Source organism: Aquidulcibacter sp. (assembly GCF_020253525.1).
Lineage (GTDB): Bacteria > Pseudomonadota > Alphaproteobacteria > Caulobacterales > Aquidulcibacteraceae > Aquidulcibacter.
The window spans coordinates 1-2,850 of the sequence record NZ_JADCBK010000161.1 but is presented as its reverse complement, the minus strand read 5'-3'; the positions used below and the strand labels follow the sequence as shown (position 1 = coordinate 2,850).

The following is a 2,850-nucleotide window of genomic DNA, read 5'->3' as shown; positions in this document are numbered from 1 at the left end:
GACCCGATGTTCTCGGCCAGCCAACGCATCTGGGGCTATGAGACCCCCGATGGCGCCTTTGCCCAGTTTGCCCGGGTGCAGTCCCGCCAGCTTATGACCCGGCCAAAGCATCTGACGTGGGAAGAAAGCGCCTGCTACACCCTCACCTTGGCGACGGCTTACCGCATGTTGTTCGGCCACCGCCCGCATGTTTTGAAGCCCGGCCAGAATGTTTTGGTGTGGGGCGCTTCCGGCGGCCTTGGCGTGTTTGCCACCCAATTGTGCGCGGTGTCGGGTGCCAATGCGATTGGCGTGATCTCGGATGAAAGCAAACGCGATTATGTCTTGTCTATGGGAGCTAAAGCGGTTCTCAACCGGAAAGACTTTAATTGCTGGGGCCAATTGCCCACCGTCAATGGTCCTGAATTCAACGATTATATGAAAGAATGCCGCAAGTTCGGCAAAGCCATCTGGAATGTCACCGACAAGCGCGACGTGGATATTGTGTTTGAGCATCCAGGCGAAAGTACCTTCCCGGTTTCGGTCTTCGTCACCAAACGGGGTGGCATGGTGGTCATTTGTGCGGGCACGACGGGCTTTAATCTCACCATGGATGCCCGCTTCTTGTGGATGCGGCAAAAGCGCGTGCAAGGCAGTCACTTTGCAAACCTGCAACAGGCCAGTGCCGCGAACCAATTGGTGATTGAGCGCCGCATCGATCCGTGTATGTCCGAAGTGTTTGAGTGGGCCGATATCCCGCTCGCCCACGAAAAAATGCTCGATAATCTGCATTTACCCGGCAATATGGCGGTCTTGGTCTGCGCGCCAAAGCCCGGTCTTCGCACCTTTGAAGACGTGCTGGAAGCCAGCGAGTCTGTGCCGGGATAGAACAGGCCTCGGCAAGGCTTGCCGAAAGCCAAATGCGGGATACGATCTCTCTCAAAAGAGAATTTGGGAGAGACGCCGCCATGACTGTCCATGTGCCGAAAAGCCAGTTCACCCGCTTTGAAGTCCGCCCCCTGACGCCCACAATTGGGGCGGAATTGCTGGGGCTTGATCTCAGCCAAGAGCTGGATGATGCCATGATTGGCGACATTCGTGCCGCCCTTCTGGCGCACAAAGTTGTCTTCTTCCGCGATCAAAATATCACGCGCGCCCAGCATTTGGCCTTTGCGCGCCGGTTTGGGCCGCTTGAAGTCCACCCTGCAACGCCGCGTGACCAGCCCGATCCCGAAGTGCTGCGCATCGCCCATGGCCCAAACTCGCGCGGGGTCGAGAATAATTGGCATTCCGATGTCACATGGCGGGCAGAGCCCTCGCTGGGCTCTATTCTGCGCGCCATCGAATTGCCAGAGGTCGGTGGCGACACCCTGTTTTCGGATATGTATGCAGCCTATGACGCCCTTAGCCCCGCCATGCAGGCCTTTGTCTGCACGTTGGAAGCAGAGCATGATATCGCGCGTGTCTTTGCCAAAAGGCTCAACCAAGACATTGAGAAGCTGCACGAGAAATTCCCCGTCCAAGTCCATCCCGTTGTTCGCACCCATCCAGAGACGGGCAAGCGCGCGCTTTATGTCAACACAGGCTTTACCACCCGCATTTTGGGGCTCTCCAAAAAGGAGAGCGACTGGCTGCTCGAGCATTTGTACAGCTTCGCCGCCGTACCCGAACATGTGTGCCGTTTCCGCTGGGCCCCGGGCTCGCTGGCCTTTTGGGACAATCGCGCCTGTCAACATTATGCCGCCTCAGATTACTTCCCTGCCGTGCGCATTATGGAGCGGGTGACCATTGCGGGGGATAGACCTTTTTTTGACCCGTCGCGGGGCTGATCACTGGCGGGAGTATGGCAACCGCATGTTGCTTGGCCCCCACGGGATAGTGGCCTAAAGCTGGGGAATGAGGCGAACAGCTTCATAAGAGGCCCAGGCACCACAGGGTAGCAAGAGTGCGGGGCTCAAACGCCGAATTGACCAATCCATGAAGCCATGGATCTTGCCAACCAAAGGCTCAAATTGCTTGTAGGCGATGAGGCGGTAGCACAAGAGAAAAATCAAGGGACTGACGTAGATCAAGCTATAAAAGGCAAGCCAAGCCACAAGGCCCGCCATTGTGGCACCGGTCGCCACCATAATCGGAATGGCGCCGAAATAGGGTAAGGCCGTCGGCATATCTGAAATGGTAGAGCCTAAGGCGAACAGAAACACCCCGATGAGGGCCAGCGAGCTGGGCTGCTTTACGGACTTGCCCTCTCCCATGGGTGGGCGTCGCCATAAGAAGATGGCCCCGATCAGGCATCCCAAGGCCAGCACCAACCAACAAGCAAACACCATCCAAGGCTGGATTCTAGATTTGAAGGCCAAGACCAGCTCGGCCCAGCCCGCAACAAGCCCAAGGCCCGTGATGAAATAAACCAGAAATGTCGCGATAATGAAGGCAAGGCCCCGTCCAAGGCTTTGTTGCCCCGCAATCACGACAGCGCAGGCAATGATGGAAAAAGGATTGAGACTGTCGAGAAATCCCAACCCAACAATTGCAAGAAAGGCCGTAAAAAATGTCATCGGCGTGCCCTGAGTGTCTTTGATGATCTGTTTTTCAGCGGGGTTTCACCCCATTATGTGACCAAGCTTAGCCCACTCATGTGGAGGGTTGATGGACATTGCAGCAAAGAACACCTTCCTCGCGCGTTCTTTGTGTGTCAGCGACATGACGGGAGGAGATCTGGGGCTCGCCTGCGCCGTCTAGGATGACATCGCTGCGGGTGGCATTTCCATCTGGACCCATTTTGGTGGAAACCTTGTTTCACCAGAATGGATGATCGAGGATGGCCGCGACATCTGGGTCGTCAAGTGCGCAGCTTCGCTGCGTCGCAAG

General features: G+C 56.5%; 3 protein-coding genes. 2 read left to right on the top strand and 1 reads right to left on the bottom strand.

The genetic code is table 11. From position 1 onward, the window contains the following. Both ccrA and IOB61_RS16165 read left to right on the top strand, forming a co-directional pair. Nucleotides 1-867, top strand: an 867-nt coding sequence (gene ccrA, locus IOB61_RS16170) for a crotonyl-CoA carboxylase/reductase (RefSeq protein ID WP_290818924.1), incomplete at its 5' end; no start/stop codon positions are given. 80 nt (nucleotides 868-947) lie between these two features. After that, nucleotides 948-1,808, top strand: a complete 861-nt coding sequence (locus IOB61_RS16165; protein ID WP_290818922.1) for a TauD/TfdA family dioxygenase — start codon at nucleotides 948-950, stop codon at nucleotides 1,806-1,808. A 54-nt stretch (nucleotides 1,809-1,862) separates the two neighbouring features. On the opposite strand, the gene IOB61_RS16160 is transcribed toward IOB61_RS16165, so the two are convergent. After that, the gene (locus IOB61_RS16160; RefSeq protein ID WP_290818920.1) at nucleotides 1,863-2,537 is read right to left on the bottom strand and encodes a GAP family protein; all 675 of its coding nucleotides are present in this window, start codon (nucleotides 2,535-2,537) and stop codon (nucleotides 1,863-1,865) included. Nucleotides 2,538-2,850 lie beyond the last annotated feature (313 nt).